Raw genomic sequence first — 23,463 nt, 5'->3', positions numbered from 1 at the left:
ATGTATATTTACAACTTCTCTAAAAAGCTGAAAGATAATGCAGAATTTTATACAAGAAGTATTGCTAAATATGCCAAAAGATTGGCTTAAACTAACTACCCATAGATTAGATATTTATAACGAAAAATTAGCTAAAAGTGAGTTTTTAAAACAATTTGAAGACCTATTTATTAGTAAGAATTCTGAAGCAATAGCATTAGCTGAATTACCAACTGCTTATGATTACATTAGATTAGGGCATCCTTTATCTTGTGTACTAGAATGGGTTGTTGCAAAAACGCATAAAATAGCAGCAGAGCAAATTATAAGTTTTGATTCTAAGCTAATGCCAATACTGGCAATTTTAAGAAAAAACGCTTTAGAAAATAAAAAAACAAGAATTCTATATACAGACCATTTACCAGAAACTTTTGATACAGATACTTTAAAAAAAGTATATCAATATAACTTCGAATTAAAGCAAGTAAAACAAGGAGAAAAAGTTACCAATTTTGATGGAAGCACTATTTTTATTCAAGAAAAAGAAGCTATTTCTGATTTTAAGATTACACCTAATATCGACTTTTTTATAAACACAAATTCTACCTTAGGTAGCATTGTTTTGGTTCACAAAAATGAAAATTATATTGCTAAAATTCAACATGTAAGAAGAAGAGAAACTATTGCAATGACACCAGAAAACTGTTTGCTTGCTTTACAATCTTATGCGACAAACACTACAATAGCAATTAGAAAAAAAGATACTTCAATACATAAAAAGAGTGTTTTAGAATCGATTCAAAAAGTTACAGAAACTAACTTGGCGCCTTTAGTTGCCTCTAGTGGTTTGTCTATGCAATATGCAATAATGATGGGATTAGTTGCTGCTGCTATTGAAAATTACCCAACAAAAGACATTAAATTTATTGTGCCACCAAATTGTTATGGTGGTACTAATGACCAAGCAAGGCGAGTTGCAGCTGCTATTAAAAATGTAGCTGTTGTAGATTTACCTGTAGATGGTAATAATGATATGGTGCAAAGTTTAGAAAAAGTTTTAACTAAGGTAGCAGCACAAGATGCAATACCATATATTATTGCAGAAATACCAACAAACCCAAGAGTTGAAGTGCCAAATTTAGAAGCTTTAAAAAACACTTTAGCTAAAAAGAGAACAACAAAAACTGGAGATACAGCAGTAGCTCCTGTATTTATTTTAGATCAAACATTTTGCCCCAATGTACATTTTTTAGGTAAAAATGCCATTTTATCTAATGTAAAAGCAATTTCTTATGCTAGTGGTTCTAAATTTCCTAGTGGTGGAAAATGTACAGCTGGTTATTGTGTTGTAAATGAGGAAGCTGCAGATCTATTAGAAAAAATAGAAAAACATCTTTTGTTATGTGAAAACGAAGCAACACCCTTACAATCTGAGATTTTAGCAGCGCAATTACCTGCTATGAATCAGCGTATATATGATGCTTACGTAAACACAAGAGCATTCGTAAATTACATAAATGAAGTTTTACCAAGCGCAAAAATAAATTTTGTTTCAGAAGAATTAGCAGCGCAAGGTTTTACGCCTTCTGTATTTTCTTTGGACTTACCCACAAAAGGTAATTCTGCTGAAGAAAAAGAGACTTACAAAAGAGCTTTAAATTTAAAATTAATCAATTTAATGATTAGTAAAATACCAAATGAAAGCAAGTTTTGTGTAAGTTATGGCCAATTAAAAGGATGCTATTGGACAATTCCTGCAACCTCTACACAGGGCACAACCAAAGAAGGTGATAAAGACTATATTGTACGCACAAGTCTTTCTGCTAATTTGGATTTAGAATTGCATAAAAAAGTATTTTTAGAATTTGTAGAAAGTATGTAACAAGCTATGTTTGAAATAAACATAATTTCACTAGTTCTAAAATATTAATTTATAAAACCCAAGTAAGTATATAAGGCAATTACCTATAATTTTCCTTGGGAATTGGATTGTCTTCATAAAAATCTTCGAAGGTCTTATTAGTAGTATATTTGTCTTTTAAAACTTTATAAACCATTATCAACACAAATAACTGACCAATTACTGTTAAATAAAAAACCCAACTAAACGAAAAATTTAAACTTGCTAAAATTGTTACCAAAACCAAAAGAAAAGTAGTTAAAGCAACGTAAGTAAATATTGATGTTTTCATAATACTTTATTTTTTGTTTAAAAATAATTAATAAAACTTAAACAAAATATAATTTAACACATTATAACATTTTGTAAACTAGTTATTTTGATTAAAATAAATAATTTGATACTTTTAAGTAAGTAAACAAAAATTAAAACTGCTCAATAAAATGGAACAAGAAGTATCTTTTGAAGATTTTTTAAAAGTAGATATTAGAATGGGTACTATTATAGCCGTAAATGATTTTGAAAAAGCTAGAAAACCTGCCTACCAATTAAAAATTGATTTTGGGAATTTAGGTATTAAAAAATCGAGTGCACAAATAACTAATTTATACACAAAAGAAGATTTATTGCACAAACAGGTAAGTGCAATTGTAAATTTTAAACCAAGACAAATTGCTAATTTTATGAGTGAAGTTTTAGTTTTAGGGGTTTATAATAAAAATGGTAAGGTGGTTTTATTACAAGCAAATAAAGCTGTTAAAAACGGTGAACAATTGCGTTAAATTATTATTTTAAAAATACTATTATTGGTGTTTCTTATTGATGAAAAAGTAGCAACATCAATAAAACGAATCAAACTTGCATAACCAATTTTATATAGAAAAGTATGAATGATAAAAAACTAACAATAGTAGCCAAAATTTTAGCCAAACCAGAAAAAAGAGCATTGGTAAAAAGTGAGCTATTAAAATTAATTGATATTACAAGAGCAGAAAAAGGTTGCATTAATTATGACTTGCACCAAGACAATGAAAATGAAAATTTATTTTTGTTTTATGAAACTTGGGAAAATAGAACTTTATGGCAAAACCATATGAAGAATGAACATTTAGCTGAATATGTAAAAGCAACAGATGGTGCTGTAGCAGATTTCACATTACATGAAATGAGTCTTATTAAGTAAAACTTTACGTTAATAATCACAAAAAAAGCGGTTTAGATAGTATCTAAGCCGCTTTTTCTGTTGATACTTCTTAAGCTAATAAAAACTACATTTTATCACCAAAGAAAACAGCATTCATTAGTAACTTATTTGTACCGTACCAAAATGCCCTAAAATTGGTATTGTCTGTAAAAACAATAACCTTACCACTACCAAAACGTGCAGTTTTAAAAGGTACAGTTTCTGGAATAATTGCAGCATTCTCCTTAGAAATATAACCACTTAATAATGGATTTTTACTATACTGAATAGGATTATTATAACTACGCTTATCTGCCTTTATAAATAATGTAGAATTTCTAAATAAAGCAATTTTATTATTTTTGTAACCAAAATTAATTGGATGAGAACGATCTATATTTGCTTCAAAAATGGCACCTCCTATATATTGCGCTCCAGATTGTAAAGACCTGTTTTCAAAAGAAACATTTTTAACAGTATCTATTTTAGAACGCTCAAATTCTAATGCAATCATTTTGTTGCTTGCCAACCATTTTGCTGTATTTTTATAGCCAATAACAACGCCACCGTTTTTAACCCAAGTTTTGATTTTTTCTATGGCACTTCTTTCTAATCCACTACTGTTAGGAATTATAAGATGCGTGTATTTACTCATACTTATTCTATTAAAATAACGTGTATCTAATCTTGTAAGATGCATATCAAAACGTTGATCAAATAAATGCCAAACCTCTCCAGAATCATTTCCTGTAATACCATCACCAACCAACATAGCTACTTTTGGTTTAGTAATGGGCCTAAAGTTATTTGAACCTAAATCTATACCATTATTTAAACCTGTAGTAACACCTGTTATATTTACATGGCTCTCTTCTGCTAATTTTTCTAAGAATTGAAACAGCGCAAATTTATCTAAACTTTGATTTTGAACAGGAATAAAAATAGTACCATATTCGTATGAATTTCCTGCATTTTTAAAGTTTTTCATAGCCACTTTTGCACGTACTCCTTTTTGCAAAATTGCGTTTAAAATTTTTGGTGTGTAATATTCATTCCATGGCATTAAATAGCCATAATCGCTATTAAAAGAAACACTACCTTTAGGCGCTTTTAAGTTTGTAATTTCTGCACCTGCTTTAGAAAGTGCTATATTTTCTGCATAATCTACGCCAAAAGCGTGGTTGAATGTCCAAGCAGAAACATCGTAAAACAGACTATCTTTAAAAGTGGTTTTTACATCAAACATAGCTTTTACCAATCGTTGATTTTTCTGATTCATAGGAACTACATAGCTATACCCTTTTTTAAATGTTTTGCCGTTTTTTGTAAAATCAGCTTTTACTTCGTGAATTTTAATTTGCTGACGTTTTAAAACGGCTGCTAAATGATAACTTTTTGCGGCATCTTTTTCATCACCAAAAACAATAGCCTTTTTACTGCCTGTATTTCTAGATTCTTTGTAGAAATCTTGTTGATATTTTAAGATTTTTACGCGCATATTTTGGGCTGCCTCTAAAGTAGATAAGGCTGCAGTAAATTGATTTCTAATCGTAAAGGGAAATGTTAATATACCATTTGTAGTTTCTTGTGCATGGCCTCTAGAACTGGCTTGTTCAAATAAAATACCAATGCTTCCATTAATGTCTGGAAACGTTGATCCTTTTCCGTAGTAAAAATCATCAAAACTTTCTTCTGAATAATATAATGAGCCAATTTTATCGAAAGCTTTTGCGTGATAAGTTGCAATTTCTTTAGTTAAATCTTGATTTAATTGAGGTGTTAAAGGATTGGTTCTACTTGGAATACCTGGTTGAAAAAAGAAACTAGAATTGCTTCCCATCTCATGATGATCAGTTAATATATTTGGCAACCATTTATGAAAACTTGCTATTCTAACTTTGCTTTCTGGCAATTGAACTGGTAACCAATCTCTATTCATATCAAATTGATAATGATTGGTTCTACCTCGTGGCCAAATTTCTGTATATTCCCTATCATTAGGATCTGGATTTATGTTTTTACTTTTATTGGTATTTGCCCAATATGCAAAACGCTGTAAACCATCAGGATTTAAAGATGGATCTAATAAAATAATGGTATTTTTCAACAACATATTAATCTGATTGCCTTCTGCTGCAGCTAAATAATAAACCAAAGCCAAAGCTGCGTTTGCACCACTTGCCTCATTACCATGTATAGAAAAACCTTGATAAACTACTATTGGATTATCAGTAACAGATACACCAGCATTGTTTGTAGCTTCTATATGTTTTTGTCTTATACTTTCTAGGTTTTTATGGTTTTCTGTGGCTGTTATGGTTAACAACAGTAAAGGTCTATCTTCATAAGTTTTCCCTCTATTTTCTATGGTAATTCTGTCTGAAGACTTTGCAACAGCTTTCATATATTCCACCAATTTATCGTGGGTAATATGCCACTCACCAACTTGATGCCCAATTACAGACTCTGGCGTAGGAATTTGTTGGTTATACGTTACATTATCTGGTAAGTAATAGTTTAAATCTACTTGTTGAGCAGTAATCGTAAAAGATATAAAGAGTAAAAAGTATGCGAAATTTCTCATTTTAAGTTGTAATTTAATCTTGTTAGTCGTTCAAATATAATGAAACCTAAAGTTAAATCTTAGGCTTTAACATGCCTTTAAGAGATATTGCAGTAATAATAATTTTATATTTTTTTTAGTAAATATAAATTTTTAACAAACTAATTTTATAAAATGAATTTAAAAAAACAATTACTGCTGATAATCTTCAATTTTTTGTTAGTATTTACTTCAATTTCACAACAAAAAGAAAATAACGACAAATCCTACCAAATTAAAAAAGGAGATTTCAACGGAATTGGCAAATGGTACCTAGGAAGAGAAATTGCGCATGTAATGGGTTTTCAAGGTATTAATTGGCTGGAAAGAGTAACAAGAGAAAAAGAAGAAAACACAAGTAAATTAATAAAAAATATGCAAATAAAATCTACGGATTATATTGCAGATATTGGAGCTGGCTCTGGTTATCACGTTTTTAAAATGGCTCCTTTAGCGAATAAAGGAAAGGTTTTTGCCGTTGATATTCAAATAGAAATGCTAGCAGCTATGCTAGAAAATAAAAAATTTGAACAAAATAAAAACATACAACTTGTACAAGGCTCTGAAAAAACAGTAAATTTAAAAGAAAATTCTATAGACAAAGTGCTTTTGGTAGATGTTTATCACGAGTTTAGTTTTCCTAAAGAAATGCTTGCGTCCATTTACAAATCTCTTAAAAAAGATGGTAAAATATATTTAATAGAATACCGCTTAGAAGATAATAATGTACCTATAAAAAGAATACACAAAATGTCTGAAAAACAGGCCATAAAAGAATTTAAAGCAAATGGTTTTAAACTAGAAAAAAACCTTAACAATTTACCTTGGCAACATTGTATGATTTTTACCAAAGCCTAAAATTAACTAATATTACTCCAAATTTTAGATGTTTTAGTGAGTTTAGCAAAAGTAGTTCTTATGGGTAAATTTTCTTCTTTTTCTAAATTAGGGTCTTCTTGTAATAATGCTATTGCAGAATTTCTTGCAGCCACTAGAATTTTAGAATCTTTTACAACGTCTGCAATTTTTAAATTTAAAACACCACTTTGCTGTGTGCCCATAATATTTCCTGGGCCACGTAATTTTAAATCTACCTCTGCTATTTTAAAACCATCTGTAGTTTCTACCATTGTTTTTAATCGAGTTTTACTTTCTGCAGATAATTTATAACTAGACAACAAGATACAGTAACTCTGATCTGCACCTCTACCAACTCTACCTCTTAATTGGTGTAATTGACTCAGCCCAAAACGTTCTGCGCTTTCAATAATCATTACACTGGCATTAGGTACGTTTACACCAACTTCTATAACTGTTGTTGCTACCATAATTTGGGTTTCACCTTTTATAAAACGCTGCATTTCATGATCTTTATCTGCAGGTTTCATTTTACCATGTACAATACTTATTTGGTATTTTGGCGATGGAAATTCTCTAGAGACACTCTCATAACCATCCATTAAATCCTTGTAATCCATGGCTTCTGACTCTTCAATTAAAGGATATACAATATAAACCTGACGCCCTTTTGCAATTTCGTCTTTCATAAATTTAAAAACAGAAAGCCTATTGCTATCAAAACGATGCACTGTTTTTACTTCCTTTCTTCCTGGAGGCAATTCATCTATAACAGAAATATCTAAATCTCCGTAAACAGACATGGCTAAAGTTCTAGGAATTGGTGTGGCTGTCATTACTAAAATATGAGGTGGTAAATCACCTCCAACATCTTCAATAGCATGGCTTTTATCACTATGATATTTTTCTTTATCTGTTTTAATTTTATTTTCCAAAACAGTTTCCTTCCCTTTGGGAAGGCTTAAAGGTGAAATTTTGTTTTTCGCCCACAATTTTGCTCTTTGTTTTACGCCAAATCTATGTTGCTCGTCAATTATAGCAATTCCTAAGTTATTAAATTTAACTTTGTCTTCTAACAAAGCATGTGTACCCACCAAAATATGCAAAGAACCATCTTCTAAATTGGCATGAATTTCTCTACGTTTTTTTGCTCTTACAGAACCTGTTAAAATATCTACATTAATATTCATACCGGTTAATAGTTCTGAAACTGCTGTAAAATGTTGATTTGCCAAAATTTCTGTTGGCGCCATAATTGTTGCCTGAAAACCATTATCTATTGCCAACAACATACTTAACAAAGCCACAATAGTTTTACCAGAACCAACATCTCCTTGTAAAAGCCTATTCATGTGCGCACCAGAAGCCACGTCTTTTCTAACTTCCTTTAAAACTCTTTTTTGTGCGTTGGTTAAACTAAAAGGTAATTTTTCTGCATAAAATTCATTAAAAACAGCACCTACTTTTTCAAAAACAAACCCTTTAATTTTTGTTTTGTTGATGAGTTTCTTGCGCACCAATTGCATTTGAATAAAAAATAATTCCTCAAATTTTAATCTATTTTGGGCTTTCGCTAATCGCTCTTGATCTTTAGGAAAATGCACATTCAATAAAGCATCACGTTTTGGCATCAACTTAAAGTCGTCTATAATTTCTTGAGACAAACTCTCTTTTATGGTTTCAAAAAATTGCTGCAACAAATTTTGGATGTAAGTGCGCATTAATTTATTAGAAATACCAGAATTGGTTAGTTTTTCTGTGGAAGGATAAACAGGTTGCATTGTAGAATGCAATTTTTTCTTGTACTCTGAAACCAATTCTATTTCTGGATGTGGAATACTAAAGCTACCATTATAATGATTCAGTTTACCATAAACCACATAAGGCTGATTAACTTTTAACGCATCTTTAATCCACTTTTGCCCTTTAAACCAAACCAATTCCATTGTACCTGTAGCGTCTTGAAAAGTAGCTACTAACCTACTCCCTCTTTTTTGAGCTACAGATTTGATCTGCGTAATTTTACCCACAACCTGCACTTCTGCACTGATAGGCTGTAACTCTTTAATGGTATAAAACTGTGTTTTATCAATATATCTAAAAGGAAAAAAGTTTAATAAATCGTTACAGGTTTTTATGCCCAGCTCTGTGTATAACAAAGTGGCTCTTTGTACGCTTACGCCTTTAATATATGTAATGGGATTTTCTAAAGTCAAAACCTAGTTTATAACTAACGAAATTAAGGAAAAAACCACTTAAAATTAAGTTTTAAAAAATATTTTTAACTAATTTATACTGAACAAAATAACCAAAGCACTAAAGCTTTTTAAAGACGTTGTAAACTCTTAAATTTAGCGTATATTTGCGCCCCATTAAAACCAAGTAATGAGATTACACAGAAACTTAACATTTGCTGTTATAGACAGTATTAGAGACATATTTAACGAAGGTGTTTACGCAGATAAAGCCGTAGAAAAAGCTTTAAAAAGAGACAAACGTTGGGGCGCAAGAGATCGTAAATTTGTAGCAGAAACCATTTATGACATTGTAAGATGGAATAGATTGTATTCAGAAATTGCAGAAGTTAAAACTCCATTTGATAGAGATAATATTTGGAGGTTGTTCTCTGTTTGGTGTATTTTAAGAGGTATAAAATTACCTGATTGGAATCAGATTGGAGATGTGCCAGAACGCAGAATAAAAGGGCGTTTTGCAGAATTATCTAAAACAAGAAAATACAGAGAATCTATACCAGATTGGATGGATGAAATCTGTGTTACAGAATTAGGAGAAGAAATTTGGACCAAAGAAATAGCCGCTTTAAATGAGCAAGCAAAAGTTATTTTAAGAACCAATACTTTAAACATTTCTAAAGAAGTATTGCAGAAAAAGTTACATTCAGAAAACGTAATTACAGAGTTTGTTCCAAATCATCCAGATGCTTTGGTTTTGCCAGAAAGAGCCAATGTTTTTAAAACAGAAGCTTTTCATAATGGTTTTTTTGAAGTGCAAGACGCATCATCGCAACTTGTTGCAGCATATTTAGATGTAAAACCAGGTATGAAAGTTGTAGATACTTGTGCTGGTGCAGGAGGAAAAACCTTGCACTTATCTGCTTTAATGGAAAACAAAGGGCAAATAATTGCCATGGATATTTACGAAAGTAAATTGCGTAAATTAAAAGTAAGAGCTAAAAGAAATAAAGCGCATAATATAGATCTGCGTGTTATAGATTCTACCAAACCTATTAAAAAATTATATGGCAAAGCAGATAGGGTTTTAATTGATGCACCTTGTTCTGGTTTAGGAGTAATTCGCAGAAATCCTGATTCTAAATGGAAGTTGCAACCAGAATTTATAGACAATATTAAAAAAGTTCAGCAAGACGTTTTGCAGAGTTATTCTAAAATGGTAAAACCTGGCGGAAAAATGGTGTATGCTACATGTTCTGTATTACCATCAGAAAACCAAGATCAAGTTAATACTTTCTTAACATCAGAAGCAGGAAAAGAGTTTACCTTTATAAAAGATAAAAAAGTATTGGCTCATATTTCTGGTTTCGATGGTTTTTATATGGCGCTATTAGAAAAGAAACAATAGTTAAAGATGAATAAAACTGAAACTTATAACTTATAACTTAAATTAATTTTCAAAAAATGATTAAAAAATTATTTCTTTTTATTTTTACAATTGTATCGTTAAATGTTTTTTCTCAGGTACAATCTTATTATGACGATGTAGATTTACAGTTAACCGGTTTGGCTTTAAAAAACGAATTGGCTACTAAAATTACTGCAACTCACGTAAAATTTCTAGACTACACGCCAGAAGTTTGGATTGCTTCTAAAACAACTGATGTAAACCCTAATAATCCTAATGAAGTTTTATTAATTTACGGTTTTGAAAATGGTTCTGACAGCAATTTAGAAAATGATAGAACTAGAAACATTAATGTAAACGGTGGTTCACCTTCAGATTGGAACAGAGAACACGTTTTTGCAAGATCTTTAGGAAACCCTAATTTAGGTACAGTTGGGCCTGGTGCAGATGCACATCATTTAAGACCTGCAGACCCTGGTAGAAACTCTTCTAGAAGCAATCGTAAATTTGGTCGTGGTTCTGGTAATTCTGGTTTTTCATCTATAGATTCTCACCAAGGTAATGATGGTCCAAATACAGCAGCTTATTATCCTGGAGATGAATGGAAAGGAGATGTAGCAAGAATGATAATGTACATGTACGTTCGTTATGGTAATGTTTGTTTACCATCTGCAGTAGGTGTTGGAAACAACACAAACACACCAGATGATATGATTGATTTGTTCCTAAAATGGAATGTAGAAGATCCTGTCTCTGATTTTGAAAGAGCAAGAAATACGTATCATGAAAACACAAATAATACTGCCGCACAAGGAAACAGAAATCCGTTTATAGACAATCCTTTTTTAGCAACAAGAATTTGGGGTGGAGATTCTGCACAAGATACTTGGGGAATTTACACTAATAATGATAATGAAGCACCAACAGTGCCAACAAATGTGGTTATTAGTAATATTAGTTTTACTTCTTTTGATGTTTCTTGGACAGCTTCTACAGATAATGAAGCAGTTACCGGTTATGATGTTTTTGTAAATGGTACTTTAACACAACAAATTACCACAAATAACACTACTATTACCAATTTAGAACCAAACACAAATTATGCAATTACCATTTTAGCTAAAGATTTAGTTAATAATAAATCTGCTTTAAGTACTGCTGTAAATGGCAGAACATTAGAAGACACTGTTGCTCCTTCTGCTCCAACAAATGTGGTATCTAGTAATATATCAGACACTGCATTTACCATTTCTTGGACAGCAGCTACAGATAATAATGAAGTTGCTTCTTATGATGTTTATTTAAACAATCAATTAGACCAAAACGTTACAGAATTAACAGCTCTAATTTCTGGTTTAGCAGCAACTACAACATATACAGCACACGTTATTGCAAAAGATACTTCTGGTAATGTATCTTTAAAATCTAACACCATAACAATTAATACTATAGAAGGTGGTAATGGAGTTGCAAATGAACTTTTTATATCTGAATATGTAGAGCCAAATTCTGGAAATAACAAAGCCATAGAAATTGTAAATCTTACAGGTAGAACTGTTAGTCTAGAAGGCTATTCTTTGCAAAAACAATCTAATGGAGGAAATTGGGTAGATAATTTAGCGTTAGATAATGAAACCTTTATTTTACAAGGTTCTTCTACCAGTATTTTACCAAACGATGTTTTTGTAATTATACATTCTGGGGCATCAGAAATAGAGTTAACTAGCAATGCAGATATGGAAGTACCAAGTAACGCAAATCCACCTTACCAATTTGCATCACCTTTAAATTTTAATGGGAATGACCCTATTGGATTGTATAAAAATGGCGTTTTAATAGATATGGTTGGAGAATTAAACAACTCTAGCAATCATATACAAAATATTACATTAAGAAGAAACGGAGATATTAGCCAACCAAATCCAGTTTTTAGTGAACAAGGAGAATGGGAAGCTTTCCCAGTAAATACCTATAGTGGTATTGGTTCTTTTACAAGTACCTTAAGTACAGAAGACAACCAAATTTTAAACGCTATAGGAATTTATCCAAATCCTGTTAAAGGGAATAAACTTTCTATAGTTAATAAAGAAGAGGTTACTCTTAATATTTATAACATTTTAGGAAATTTAGTAAAAACAGAAAAATTAAAAGCAAACGCTAAACAAATAGATATTTCTACATTAAGTTCTGGTGTATATTTAATTAACTTTACTTCTGGACAAAAATCTAGTAGCAAAAAGTTTATAAAGTTATAAGAACTTAAAAATTATTTTTTATTGTTAATAACCCTATTAAAAAACTCGCAAATATTGCGAGTTTTTTTATGCCTTAAATTCAAATCAAAGAATTAAATTTGCAACCTATAAATTATTGCAAACTATATATGATGATTCATTTCTTTGGAAACAAAAGCAGTAAAGTATTTGCTGTGCAAACAACAAAAGAATTTACTCCAGAAACTATTGCTAAATTAACATGGTTATTTGGTGATGCACCAAAAATAGATGAGGTATCATTAGATGCTTTTTTTATTGGACCAAGAGCAGCAATGATAACTCCTTGGAGCACAAATGCGGTGGAAATTACCCAAAATATGGGAATTTCAGATATTATTAGGATTGAAGAATTTACAGCAGTCTCAGAAGATTTTGCCGACTTTGATCCAATGATTTCAGAGAAATTTAAAAACCTAAATCAAAAATCATTTTCTATAAATATACAGCCAGAAGCCATTTTAGAAATAGAAGATATTGCTGCTTATAATGCACAAGAAGGATTGTCTTTAAGTGATGAAGAAGTTACTTATTTAGAAAGTGTAGCAACTAAAATTGGCAGAAAGCTAACCGATTCTGAAGTCTTTGGTTTTAGTCAAGTAAACTCAGAACATTGCAGGCATAAAATATTTAATGGAACCTTTGTCATTGATGGTGAAGAAATGCCAACTTCGTTATTCAAATTAATAAAAGAAACTTCCAAAGAAAATCCTAACGATATTGTTTCTGCTTACAAAGATAATGTTGCCTTTGTAAAAGGTCCAAAAGTTGAGCAATTTGCACCAAAAAGAGCAGATAAGCCAGATTTTTACACAACTTCAGCTTATGAATCTGTAATTTCATTAAAAGCAGAAACACATAATTTTCCGACTACTGTAGAGCCTTTTAACGGAGCTGCAACAGGCTCTGGTGGCGAAATTAGAGACAGGCTTGCAGGTGGTAAAGGTTCTTTACCATTAGCAGGTACAGCTGTTTATATGACTTCTTACTCTAGACTAGAAGCAAAACGACCTTGGGAACAAAAATTTGAGGCCAGAGATTGGTTATACCAAACACCAATGGATATTTTAATTAAAGCTTCAAATGGAGCATCTGATTTTGGTAATAAATTTGGGCAACCGTTAATTACGGGATCTGTATTAACTTTTGAACACGAAGAAAATGCAGCTTCTAGCGATGCTGCTCCAAGAAAACTTGGTTTTGATAAAGTAATTATGCAAGCTGGTGGAATTGGTTATGGAAAAGCAGAACAAGCATTAAAAGATACTCCAAAAGAAGGCGATAAAATAGTAATTCTTGGCGGAGAAAATTATAGAATTGGTATGGGAGGTGCAGCAGTTTCTTCTGCAGATACTGGAGAATTTGCATCTGGAATTGAATTAAATGCCGTACAGCGTTCTAACCCAGAAATGCAAAAACGCGCTGCAAATGCAGTTCGTGGAATGGTAGAAAGTGAAGAAAATTTTATTGTCTCTATTCATGATCATGGTGCTGGAGGTCATTTAAATTGTTTGTCTGAATTGGTAGAAGATACTGGAGGAAAAATAGATTTAGATAAATTACCTGTTGGAGACCCAACCTTATCCGCCAAAGAAATAATTGGTAACGAATCTCAAGAAAGAATGGGATTAGTTATTGCAGAAAAACATACAGAAAAGCTACAAAAAATAGCAGAAAGGGAACGCTCGCCAATGTATACCGTTGGTAATGTTACAGGTGATAATCGTTTTACTTTTGAGTCTAAAACTACAGGAGAAAAACCAATGGATTTGGCTTTAGAAGATATGTTTGGTTCTTCGCCAAAAACAATAATGACAGACAAAACTGTTGTAAGAAAATATAAAAATCCGCGTTATAAAACCAAAAACTTACAAATTTATCTAGAGCAAGTTTTACAGTTAGAAGCTGTAGCTTGTAAAGATTGGTTAACAAATAAAGTAGACAGGTGTGTTGGTGGTAAAGTTGCCAAACAACAATGTGTTGGTCCGTTACAAATTCCGTTAAATAACGTTGGTGTAATGGCTTTAGATTACAATGGTAAAGAAGGTGTTGCAACTTCTATTGGGCACTCGCCTATTTCTGGATTAATTCATCCAGAAGCTGGTAGTAGAAATTCTATTACAGAGGCATTAACCAATATTATTTGGGCACCTTTAAAAGATAATTTGGCTTCAATTGCATTATCTGCAAATTGGATGTGGCCTTGTAAAAATGAAGGTGAAGATGCACGTTTATACAAAGCCGTAAAAGCAATTTCTGAGTTTTCTATAGATTTAGGCATTAACGTACCAACAGGGAAAGATTCGCTTTCTATGAAACAGAAATATGCTGATGGTGATGTAATTTCTCCTGGAACAGTTATTATTTCTGCAGCAGGAAATTGTAATGCAATTACCAAAGTTGTAGAACCTGTTTTACAGATAGATGGTGGTAACATTTACTATATCAATATTTCTCAAGACGAATACAAATTAGGAGGAAGTTCTTTTAATCAGACGTTAAATGCTATTGGAAATGAAGCGCCAGACGTTACCAACTCTTCTTATCTAAAAAATACATTTAACACCATTCAGAAATTAATTAAAGCAGATAAAATTAAAGCAGGACATGATGTTGCTTCTGGTGGACTAATTACCACCTTATTAGAAATGTGTTTTGCTGATGTTAATTTAGGTGCAGATTTTGATATTTCTGAATTGAATGAAGACGATTCTATAAAAGTATTATTTTCTGAAAATGCAGGAATTGTTTTTCAGGCAGATGAAACTGTAGAAACTATTTTAGAAGAAGCAGGTATTGTCGCATTTAAAATTGGTAAAGCAAATACTTCAGGTGCAGTTACTATTAAAAACAACGATGATAATTTTAGTTTAAATGTTGCGCAATTAAGAGATACTTGGTACAAAACCTCTTATTTGTTAGACGATAAGCAAACGGCAAATGGTTTGGCTAAAAACCGTTTTGATAATTATAAAGCACAACCTTTACAATATACTTTCCCAAAGAATTTTACTGGTAAATTAAGTGAGGTTGTTGGTACTTGTCATTCAGAGCGAAGTAAAACGAAGTCGAAGAATCTCAAAGGTGAAGAGATTTCTCCACAAGGTCGAAATGACAAACCAAAAGCAGCTATTATTCGTGAAAAAGGAAGTAACTCTGAGCGAGAAATGGCAAATGCGATGTATTTGGCTGGTTTTGATGTGAAAGATGTACACATGACAGATTTAATTTCTGGTAGAGAAACTTTAGAGGATATTCAATTTATTGGAGCTGTTGGTGGTTTTTCTAATTCTGATGTTTTAGGTTCTGCAAAAGGTTGGGCAGGTGCTTTTAAATACAATGAAAAAGCAAATACTGCGCTTAAAAATTTCTTTAAAAGAGAAGATACTTTATCTGTTGGTATTTGTAATGGTGCACAGTTGTGGATGGAATTAGATCTGATAAATCCAGAACATAAAGTACATGGTAAATTAGTACATAACGATTCTAAAAAGCACGAAAGTTCTTTTACTTCTGTAAAAATTCAAGAAAATAATTCGGTAATGTTAAGTTCTTTAGCGGGTACAGAGTTAGGTGTTTGGATTTCTCATGGTGAAGGAAAATTTAATTTACCTGAAACAGAAGAAAACTATAATGTGGTTGCAAAGTATGGTTACGAAGGATATCCTAATAATCCTAATGGTTCTGATTACAATACAGCTATGTTATGTGATGCTACTGGGCGTCATTTAGTTACAATGCCACACATAGAACGTAGTACTTTTCAGTGGAATTGGGCAAATTATCCACAAGGTAGAAAAGACGAGGTTACACCTTGGTTAGAAGCTTTTGTAAACGCTAGAGTTTGGATAGAAAATAAATAAAACCAACATATATTTTAAATTAAAAACAGCTTTTAGATAGTTCTAAAAGCTGTTTTGCGTTAGGGATTGAAACGGCATCCTTTTTTTTAGGGCTATTTAGCTACTTTAAAGCATAGGTTTCATTTTCGCAAAAACGAACTTTATAGCAATTCGTTTCTTCTAAAAAAAGATATAGTGGAAAGCCCGTTAAAACGCTCAAATAATAAAAAACAAACCTTTTACAAACTAATTATTTAAAAACGGGTATTTATACGTACTGTAGAAAATTAATTTGGTACTATATTGCAATTGATTAGGTAAATATTCGTTTAGGGGCGAATATTAGCTTGAATTAAAACTAGCTTCTGTTAATTTAAGAGGCTAGTTTGTTGTTTTAAACAGATTTAAAATACTTCTTAAAACTTAAAACACCTTATTATTTAGGCAAACTATTACTTAAAAAAGACCTACAATTATTTTATGAATAGTTAATTTATATACAGCAATTATAAATATTTCTTAAAAAAGAGCGTATTAAAATAACTATTTGTTAAATACAGCTAAATTGTCTAATTTGCATTTAACAAAATTACATTTATGGCAATAGAAATAAAAAGGTTATTCGATTTTCCTTATTATCAGTTAGAAACATACAACTTACAAAAGGCGTTTACAACAAATTATAATAATACTTGGGAAAGCATTTCTACTAAAGAATATATAGCGCAAGCAGATTTAATAAGTAAGGGATTAATTAGTTTAGGTGTAAAACCAAACGATAAAATTGCAGTAATTTCTTCTACCAACAGAACAGAGTGGAATATTTGTGATATTGGAGTTTTACAAACTGGGGCGCAAAATGTGCCTATATATCCTACTATTTGTAAAGAAGATTATGAGTACGTTTTAAACCACTCAGAATCTATTTATTGTTTTGTTTCTGATTTAGAAGTTTTAGAAAAAATAAATGCTATAAAAGCAAACACCCAACTTAAAGCAATTTTTACTTTTGATGATATTGCTGGTGAAAAATCTTGGAAAGAAATTTTAGAACTAGGTAAAGATACAGCAAATGATGCTGAATTAGAAACTAGAAAAAACAATGTAAAAACGGAAGATTTAGCTACGCTAATTTATACTTCTGGTACTACAGGAAAACCTAAAGGTGTTATGCTTTCTCATCAAAATATTGTGAGCAATGTTTTGGCTTCTAGAGATAGAGTACCCTTAGAATACGGAAAAGATATTGGTTTAAGCTTTTTGCCTGTTTGCCATATTTTTGAGCGTATGATTTTGTATTTATATCAATATTGTGGGGTTTCTATTTACTTTGCTGAGTCTATAGAAAAACTATCTGAAAATGCGCAAGAAATTAAACCAAATGTAATGACTGCTGTACCGCGTTTATACGAGAAAATTTACGACAAAATCATCTTAAAAGGTGAGGCACTTACGGGTATTAAAAAAGGTTTGTTCTTTTGGGCTGTAAATTTAGGTTTGCAATACAAACCTAATGGAGAAAATGGTTGGTTGTACGAAAAAAAGTTGGGTTTAGCTAGAAAATTAATTTTCTCTAAATGGCAAGCAGCTTTAGGTGGCGAGCTAAAATTAATGGTTTCTGGTAGTGCTGCTTTGCAACAAAGGTTAACCAAAGTATTTACGGCTGCAGGCATGCCAATTATGGAAGGTTATGGGCTTACAGAAACATCTCCTGTGGTAACTGTAAATGACCAACGAAACAGAGGTTTTAAAACAGGTACTGTTGGTAAACCTATTGATAACGTAACCGTTAAAATTGCAGAAAATGGTGAGATTTTAGTACAAGGACCAAATGTAATGATGGGTTATTATAAAGATCCTGAAAAAACAGCCTCTGTATTAAAAGATGGTTATTTTCATACAGGAGACAAGGGCGAATTTGATGCAGAAGGATTCTTAAAAATTACAGGTAGAACTAAAGAAATGTTTAAAACTTCTGGCGGTAAATATGTAGTACCTCCTTTATTAGAAGGAGAACTAAAACAGTCTTTATTTATAGAGCAAGTAATGGTTATTGGTGAAGGGGAAAAGATGCCTGCTGCTATAATTCAGCCAAATTTTGAATTTATACAAGGCTGGATTAAACATAAAGAACTAACTATTGGTACCTCTAACGAAGAAATTGCGAGTTCTGACATTGTTATAAAAAGAATACAGCAAGAAGTAGACAAATGCAATAACAATTTTGGGAAATGGGAGCAAATAAAACGTTTTGAGCTTACCAAAGATGTTTGGTCTATAGATGATGGACATCTTACGCCTACAATGAAAATGAAAAGAGAAATTATTAAAGATATTTACAAAAATCTCTACGAAAAAATATACAACAACTAAATGCTAAAAATACCGATGTTTAAAACATCGGTATTTTTTTTGCGTAAATTCTACCTTTACTAATGGTAAGAAATAAGATTAAAGATTTAAAAAATGATTAAATCTTTGTACTATTGTAGTAGATAAAAAATCTATTTTGAGTAATTCTAAAGAAAATAATAATTGGAAACATAAGCTACATGAAATTATTTATGAGGCAGATACCAGAGAAGGTAAAATTTTTGATGTAGTACTATTAATAGCTATTCTTGCTAGTATAATTTTAGTAATGCTAGAAAGTGTAGCAAGTATAGATACCAAATATCATGAACTTTTATATATAGGAGAATGGATTATTACCATATTTTTTTCGCTTGAATATATTTTAAGAATTATTTCTATAAACAAACCCTTTAAGTATATTTTTAGCTTTTACGGTATTATAGATTTTCTATCTACAATACCCATGTACTTGTCTTTTATTTTGGTGGGCTCGCATAGTTTAGTTGCACTTAGAGCGTTACGTTTATTACGAGTTTTTAGAATTTTAAAATTAGCAAGATACACAGGCGCTTCAGAAAAACTTACTTTAGCAATGAAAGCTAGTAAAGCTAAAATATCGGTCTTTCTTTTCTTTGTTGTAATTGTTTGTATCATTTTAGGTACAATAATGTATATGGTTGAAGGTGAAGAACATGGTTTTACCAATATACCCAAAAGCATTTATTGGGCAATTGTAACGCTAACCACAGTAGGTTTTGGAGACATTGCACCACAAACTCCTTTAGGCCAATTAATTGCAAGTATTATTATGATTTTAGGGTATGCAATTATTGCAATTCCTACAGGTATTGTGAGTTCTGAGTTAACAAAATCTAATTTAAATGAAGATAATAATACGCAAGCCTGCCCCAATTGTTTAAAAGATAAACATGCAAAAAATGCTACTTTTTGCTATAATTGTGGAAACACTTTAAATTAAAATGAACAATACTTTAATTACAATTGTTGGTCCTACTGCAATTGGTAAAACTGCATTAAGCATTCAATTAGCACAAGCTTTTAATGCTGAAATTATTTCGTGCGATTCTAGGCAATTTTTTAAAGAAATGACCATTGGAACTGCCGTTCCTGAGCCTGAAGAATTAAACAGTGCAAAACACCACTTTATACAAAATAGAAGCATTTTTGAGGCATACAATGTTGGCGAATTTGAAAGAGATGCTTTAGCTAAATTAGATACTCTTTTTACAAAAAATAAAATTCAGGTTATGGTTGGTGGTTCTGGTTTGTATGTAGATGCAGTTTTAAAAGGTCTCGATTATTTTCCTGAAGTAGATATTAAAATTCGTGAGAATTTAACCAAAAAACTAGAAAAAGAAGGTATTGAAGTGCTTCAAAAACAATTAAAAAAATTAGATTTAGAAACCTATAATGTAATTGCCTTAGACAATCCTCATAGAGTTATGCGTGCTTTAGAGGTTTGTATTGGATCTGGCACACCCTACTCTACTTTTAAAAACAAACCCAAAAAACCAAGAAACTTTAACGTTATAAAAATTGGCTTAAAAGCAGATAGAGAAATAATTTACAATAGAATAAATAAACGTGTAGATCTTATGATTGCCAATGGTTTACTTGAAGAAGCGAAAGCACTATACCCAAACAAAGCATTAAACGCATTACAAACCGTAGGTTATAGAGAATTATTCTCTTATTTTGATGGCGATTTTACCAAAGAATTTGCCATTTCTGAAATTAAAAAAAATACAAGACGTTTTGCAAAAAGACAACTTACTTGGTTTAAAAGAGACAACAATACCCTTTGGTTTGACTATAAAACCAACCCTAACCAAATTATAGAAACCATTACCAATACTATTTCTAAAAATTAAGATCAGTGCATTTTTAAAATTCATTTCCTTTTTTATCTTTGTCTTTTAAAAACATAAAATGAAACAAAAAATATTTATACTAATTGCGCTGGCAATAAACACAATAACACTTGCACAAACAAAAGTAGGTACCGTAGATAACGATTATATACTCAACTTAATGCCAGAAGGCAAAACCGTTATAAAATTAACGCAAAAGTATGGCGCCAAATTAGATTCTTCTTTTAATATAAAACTAAATGAGTTGAAACTAAAAATAGAAGACTATAAATTGAAAGAGAAAGAAATGGGTGATTTAGAAAAAAAAGTTACTCAAAAAGAATTGACTGAATTAGACAAAGAAGTGCAACAGTATAAAAAAAATGGGAACACTTTAATGGGTTTAAAACAAGAGGAATTAATGCGACCATTATATAAAAAATTAGGTAAAGCTATTGAAGAAATTTCTAAAGAAAACGGATATTCTCAAATTTTAACAGTTAAAGGAAATCAGTTTGCGTATTTAGACCCTAAATTTGATATTACAAAACTAGTTTTAAAACGACTAGGCATAAAAGAACCAGAAGTAAAATAATAATTTACTTTACCAATTTAAAAAACCTCACTTTTAAGTAAAAGTGAGGTTTTTAATTTTAAATACTATAATTGGCAGTATTTTTTATTGATATTCTTTCATTTCCTCATCATAAAAAGCTCCTGCTTTATCCATTAAATCTGCCAATTCTGTGGCAATATCTTCTTCATTTTCCCCTGTAAGGTCTTCAAACCATTCTACTTCATCATCTTTTAAGTTAATTACAAAGCGCGGAAATTCTGTGTGCAACACAAAAATATCCTCAGGAAAATTACTATTATCTGCTAATAAAAATTTTGGTAAATCCATTTCTAAAAATCTAAATTGTATAAACTCGAACGCAGCCGAAAATTATTGTATTTCATTTAATTTTTTACCTGCGTGCAAAAAATTAGTTTCCTCTTCTTTTTCTTTTATCAATTTTAAAGTTAACAAATTAAAACGAATAAAAAGTAAAACAGCTGCCGTAGACAACCCTGCCAATAAACCTAACCAAATACCAAAGCTACCATACATTTCTTCTTTACCAAAATAATAAGAAATAGGAAAACCAACTACCCAATAAGAAATAAAGGTTAAAATAGTAGGTATTTTTACATCTTGTAAACCTCTTAAAGCGCCTAAAACAATAACTTGTATGCTATCTGTAATTTGAAAAAATGCAGCAGCTAATAATAATTTAGAGGCTATTTTTACCACCTCAATATTATCATAATAATTCACAGTATCGTTTAAATCTACATAAATATTTGGTAAACTTTTATGAAAAATAAAAAAGAAAATTGCAAAGACAAAAGCAAAAATAGTACCTAATAAAAAAATAGAAAAAGCTATTCTACGTAGTTCTTTATAATTTTTTAGTCCTTTTTGATTGCCGACTCTAATCATAGAAGCCACACTTAGACCCATAGCAACCATAAAAGTCATAGAAGCCAAGTTTAGTGCAATTTGATTTGCCGCCTGCGGATTTTTCCCCAACAAACCACTCAACCAAATAGCTGCAGTAAAAATAGCAACTTCAAAAAACATTTGCATGGCACTTAATGCTCCTAAATTTGTTATTGTTTTTATAGAAACAATATCTACAACAAAGAATTTAATGTTTTTTACAATTTTTACAGATCTTTCTTTGAAACGTAAATACGTCCACAGATAAATTACCATAACAACTCTAGAAACAAGTGTACCATAAGCTGCGCCCACAATACCCATTTCTGGAAAACCAAATTTTCCAAAAATTAAAACATAATTCAAACCTACATTAATAATGTTGGCTAACAAGGTAGCATACATAGGATATTTTGTCATAGACATACCATCACTAAATTGCTTTATTGCCTGAAAAATAATAAGCGGAATTAAAGAAAATGCAACTAAATCTAAGTAAGGCAAAGCCAAATCTACCACCTCTTTAGGTTGTTCCATTAAATACAATAAAGGTTTGGCAAAATAAATACCTAAAAAAAGAAGTATACCCAAACTTGTACATAATAACAAACCACTTTTATAAACATTTTTTGCTTGCTGTAAATTATTAGAAGTATCTGCCTCTGCTATTAAAGGTGTAATAGCTGTAGAAAAACCAATACCTATAGACATGGCAATAAACATAAAACTATTTCCCAAAGAAACGGCAGCTAACTCTGCAGTACCCAATTGCCCAACCATAATATTATCTATAAAACTAACAAAGGTGTGCCCTAGCATGCCTAGCATTACAGGTGCGGCAAGTTGCCAATTCTGTTTAAATTCTGATGTATAAAGACAAAGTTGCAATAAAAATAGTTTTTAATTTTGTGCAAATATAGATATTAAAGTTGCAATATTTTTGGGAAGAACTTATCATTTCTTACTTATTTTTTAAAAGAAAAATAAGTACTTTTGATTTCAATAAAATATAAAAATTATGGCAAATATCACATTACAAGGTGGCCCAATACAAACAATAGGTAGCTTACCAGAAGTTGGCTCTAAAGCACCAAATTTTTCATTAAAAACTGTAGATCTAGGTGAAAAAACATTAGCAGATTTTTCTGGAAAAAAAATAGTTTTAAACATTTTTCCATCTATAGATACAGGTACTTGTGCAACCTCTGTTAGAGAGTTTAATAAAAAAGCAGCTAGTTTAAAAAATACAGTTGTTTTATGTATTTCTAAAGATTTACCATTTGCACAAGCACGTTTTTGCGGTGCAGAAGGTATAGAAAATGTAGTAATGTTATCTGATTTTGCAATAGGTAGTTTTGGTAAAGATTACCAATTAGATTTTGCATCTGGCCCACTGGCACCTTTACATTCTAGAGCGGTTATTGTTATAGATGAAAACGGTACAGTAACTTATACAGAGCAAGTAAATGAAATTGTAGACGAACCAAACTACGAAAACGCCTTAAAAGCAATCTAAA

17 protein-coding genes are annotated in these 23,463 nt (G+C 31.0%); 12 read left to right on the top strand and 5 right to left on the bottom strand.

Features of this window, described 5'->3' with window-relative positions; genetic code table 11:
- Positions 1 to 37 precede the first annotated feature (37 nt).
- The gene (locus Q0684_RS11100) at positions 38 to 1,861 is read left to right on the top strand and encodes a cystathionine beta-synthase (RefSeq protein ID WP_299016598.1); all 1,824 of its coding nucleotides are present in this window, start codon (positions 38 to 40) and stop codon (positions 1,859 to 1,861) included.
- 79 nt (positions 1,862 to 1,940) lie between these two features.
- Here the strand turns inward: Q0684_RS11100 and Q0684_RS11095 are convergent, their stop codons facing one another.
- A complete protein-coding gene (locus Q0684_RS11095) occupies positions 1,941 to 2,171 on the bottom strand; it encodes a hypothetical protein (RefSeq protein ID WP_299016596.1) in 231 nt (76 codons plus the stop codon).
- Between the two features lie 151 nt (positions 2,172 to 2,322).
- Between Q0684_RS11095 and Q0684_RS11090 the strand changes: the two genes are divergently transcribed.
- Both Q0684_RS11090 and Q0684_RS11085 read left to right on the top strand, forming a co-directional pair.
- Positions 2,323 to 2,661 carry a tRNA-binding protein gene (locus tag Q0684_RS11090; protein WP_299016595.1) on the top strand — a complete coding sequence of 113 codons (339 nt, stop codon included), beginning with the start codon at positions 2,323 to 2,325 and terminating at the stop codon, positions 2,659 to 2,661.
- Between the two features lie 104 nt (positions 2,662 to 2,765).
- Complete coding sequence (locus Q0684_RS11085; RefSeq protein WP_299016594.1) at positions 2,766 to 3,062, top strand: putative quinol monooxygenase; 297 nt, start codon at positions 2,766 to 2,768, stop codon at positions 3,060 to 3,062.
- 85 nt (positions 3,063 to 3,147) lie between these two features.
- Here Q0684_RS11085 and Q0684_RS11080 read toward each other — a convergent pair whose 3' ends face one another.
- Positions 3,148 to 5,646: a M14 metallopeptidase family protein gene (locus Q0684_RS11080; protein WP_299016593.1), complete on the bottom strand. Its 2,499-nt coding sequence runs from the start codon at positions 5,644 to 5,646 to the stop codon at positions 3,148 to 3,150.
- 153 nt (positions 5,647 to 5,799) lie between these two features.
- Here Q0684_RS11080 and Q0684_RS11075 point away from each other — a divergent pair, with 153 nt between their 5' ends.
- A complete protein-coding gene (locus Q0684_RS11075) occupies positions 5,800 to 6,522 on the top strand; it encodes a class I SAM-dependent methyltransferase (protein WP_299016591.1) in 723 nt (240 codons plus the stop codon).
- Between the two features lie 2 nt (positions 6,523 to 6,524).
- Here the strand turns inward: Q0684_RS11075 and recG are convergent, their stop codons facing one another.
- Positions 6,525 to 8,738 carry an ATP-dependent DNA helicase RecG gene (gene recG, locus Q0684_RS11070; RefSeq protein ID WP_299016589.1) on the bottom strand — a complete coding sequence of 738 codons (2,214 nt, stop codon included), beginning with the start codon at positions 8,736 to 8,738 and terminating at the stop codon, positions 6,525 to 6,527.
- A gap of 169 nt (positions 8,739 to 8,907) precedes the next feature.
- Between recG and Q0684_RS11065 the strand changes: the two genes are divergently transcribed.
- From Q0684_RS11065 to Q0684_RS11035, 7 genes are all read left to right on the top strand, one after another.
- Positions 8,908 to 10,122: an RsmB/NOP family class I SAM-dependent RNA methyltransferase gene (locus Q0684_RS11065; protein ID WP_299016587.1), complete on the top strand. Its 1,215-nt coding sequence runs from the start codon at positions 8,908 to 8,910 to the stop codon at positions 10,120 to 10,122.
- Between the two features lie 56 nt (positions 10,123 to 10,178).
- On the top strand, positions 10,179 to 12,377 hold the full coding sequence (locus Q0684_RS11060) for an endonuclease (RefSeq protein WP_299016586.1): 2,199 nt from the start codon (positions 10,179 to 10,181) through the stop codon (positions 12,375 to 12,377).
- A 131-nt stretch (positions 12,378 to 12,508) separates the two neighbouring features.
- Positions 12,509 to 16,258: a phosphoribosylformylglycinamidine synthase gene (purL, locus tag Q0684_RS11055; protein WP_299016585.1), complete on the top strand. Its 3,750-nt coding sequence runs from the start codon at positions 12,509 to 12,511 to the stop codon at positions 16,256 to 16,258.
- Between the two features lie 576 nt (positions 16,259 to 16,834).
- Complete coding sequence (locus tag Q0684_RS11050) at positions 16,835 to 18,610, top strand: long-chain fatty acid--CoA ligase (RefSeq protein ID WP_299016583.1); 1,776 nt, start codon at positions 16,835 to 16,837, stop codon at positions 18,608 to 18,610.
- Positions 18,611 to 18,746: 136 nt separating this feature from the next.
- A complete protein-coding gene (locus Q0684_RS11045) occupies positions 18,747 to 19,571 on the top strand; it encodes an ion transporter (protein WP_299016581.1) in 825 nt (274 codons plus the stop codon).
- A 1-nt stretch (position 19,572) separates the two neighbouring features.
- Positions 19,573 to 20,484 (top strand): tRNA (adenosine(37)-N6)-dimethylallyltransferase MiaA, encoded by a 912-nt coding sequence (miaA, locus tag Q0684_RS11040; protein ID WP_299016579.1) that lies wholly within the window; start codon positions 19,573 to 19,575, stop codon positions 20,482 to 20,484.
- A 58-nt stretch (positions 20,485 to 20,542) separates the two neighbouring features.
- Entirely contained in the window at positions 20,543 to 21,058 is a 516-nt protein-coding gene (locus tag Q0684_RS11035; RefSeq protein WP_299016577.1) for an OmpH family outer membrane protein, read from the top strand.
- 84 nt (positions 21,059 to 21,142) lie between these two features.
- Here the strand turns inward: Q0684_RS11035 and Q0684_RS11030 are convergent, their stop codons facing one another.
- Entirely contained in the window at positions 21,143 to 21,367 is a 225-nt protein-coding gene (locus tag Q0684_RS11030) for a hypothetical protein (protein WP_299016575.1), read from the bottom strand.
- Positions 21,368 to 21,409: 42 nt separating this feature from the next.
- Entirely contained in the window at positions 21,410 to 22,834 is a 1,425-nt protein-coding gene (locus tag Q0684_RS11025) for an MATE family efflux transporter (protein WP_299016573.1), read from the bottom strand.
- 130 nt (positions 22,835 to 22,964) lie between these two features.
- Between Q0684_RS11025 and tpx the strand changes: the two genes are divergently transcribed.
- Positions 22,965 to 23,462 carry a thiol peroxidase gene (tpx, locus tag Q0684_RS11020; protein WP_299016570.1) on the top strand — a complete coding sequence of 166 codons (498 nt, stop codon included), beginning with the start codon at positions 22,965 to 22,967 and terminating at the stop codon, positions 23,460 to 23,462.
- Position 23,463: the final 1 nt, after the last annotated feature.

This window comes from uncultured Polaribacter sp. (genome assembly GCF_947503875.1).
GTDB lineage: Bacteria > Bacteroidota > Bacteroidia > Flavobacteriales > Flavobacteriaceae > Polaribacter.
The sequence above is the reverse complement of the archived record's forward strand: the minus strand, read 5'-3'. Positions and strand labels throughout refer to the sequence as shown.

Bases quoted from the DNA above. Each gene is read 5' to 3' on its own strand.
- Q0684_RS11100 (WP_299016598.1), top strand. From the start codon at position 38: ATGCAGAATTTTATACAAGAAGTATTGCTAAATATGCCAAAAGATTGG.
- Q0684_RS11095 (WP_299016596.1), bottom strand. From the start codon at position 2,171: ATGAAAACATCAATATTTACTTACGTTGCTTTAACTACTTTTCTTTTG.
- Q0684_RS11090 (WP_299016595.1), top strand. From the start codon at position 2,323: ATGGAACAAGAAGTATCTTTTGAAGATTTTTTAAAAGTAGATATTAGA.
- Q0684_RS11085 (WP_299016594.1), top strand. From the start codon at position 2,766: ATGAATGATAAAAAACTAACAATAGTAGCCAAAATTTTAGCCAAACCA.
- Q0684_RS11080 (WP_299016593.1), bottom strand. From the start codon at position 5,646: ATGAGAAATTTCGCATACTTTTTACTCTTTATATCTTTTACGATTACT.
- Q0684_RS11075 (WP_299016591.1), top strand. From the start codon at position 5,800: ATGAATTTAAAAAAACAATTACTGCTGATAATCTTCAATTTTTTGTTA.
- Q0684_RS11065 (WP_299016587.1), top strand. From the start codon at position 8,908: ATGAGATTACACAGAAACTTAACATTTGCTGTTATAGACAGTATTAGA.
- Q0684_RS11060 (WP_299016586.1), top strand. From the start codon at position 10,179: ATGATTAAAAAATTATTTCTTTTTATTTTTACAATTGTATCGTTAAAT.
- purL (WP_299016585.1), top strand. From the start codon at position 12,509: ATGATTCATTTCTTTGGAAACAAAAGCAGTAAAGTATTTGCTGTGCAA.
- Q0684_RS11050 (WP_299016583.1), top strand. From the start codon at position 16,835: ATGGCAATAGAAATAAAAAGGTTATTCGATTTTCCTTATTATCAGTTA.
- miaA (WP_299016579.1), top strand. From the start codon at position 19,573: ATGAACAATACTTTAATTACAATTGTTGGTCCTACTGCAATTGGTAAA.
- Q0684_RS11035 (WP_299016577.1), top strand. From the start codon at position 20,543: ATGAAACAAAAAATATTTATACTAATTGCGCTGGCAATAAACACAATA.
- Q0684_RS11030 (WP_299016575.1), bottom strand. From the start codon at position 21,367: ATGGATTTACCAAAATTTTTATTAGCAGATAATAGTAATTTTCCTGAG.
- tpx (WP_299016570.1), top strand. From the start codon at position 22,965: ATGGCAAATATCACATTACAAGGTGGCCCAATACAAACAATAGGTAGC.